The following is a 326-nucleotide window of genomic DNA, read 5'->3' on the forward strand; positions in this document are numbered from 1 at the left end:
GGCCGATGCCCTCGTCGTGGGGACCCAGCGCCGAATACAGAATGACGCTGCACCCCTCGGCAAGCTGCTCCAGCGTCTGCTTCTTCAGGTTCGCGATCGCGTCCTCCCGGCGTTCGGGACTCAGCAGCTCTTCTCCGGCGACGCGGATGCCGGCATAACCGGCATCGAGCGCATAACGAATCTGCCGCTCGGTAACCGGCGAGCAGCTGCCCGACACGATTAGCAGCCGGTCGACCGCGCTCACCGGTTCTACCGCCGGGCCCTCCGCTGGCGCCAGCCCTTCCGCGCGCCAAGCGGATCCCAGCGCGTATTCCACGCCGGAGGAA

At 67.8% G+C, this 326-nt stretch carries 1 protein-coding gene; it reads right to left on the reverse strand.

Annotated elements, in window-relative coordinates:
* The coding region (locus PAT3040_RS14330; RefSeq protein ID WP_305778779.1) for a nucleotide-binding domain containing protein at window positions 1-326 on the reverse strand (326 nt) is incomplete at both ends.

It is taken from the genome of Paenibacillus agaridevorans, from assembly GCF_003112455.1.
Taxonomy (GTDB): domain Bacteria; phylum Bacillota; class Bacilli; order Paenibacillales; family Paenibacillaceae; genus Pristimantibacillus; species Pristimantibacillus agaridevorans.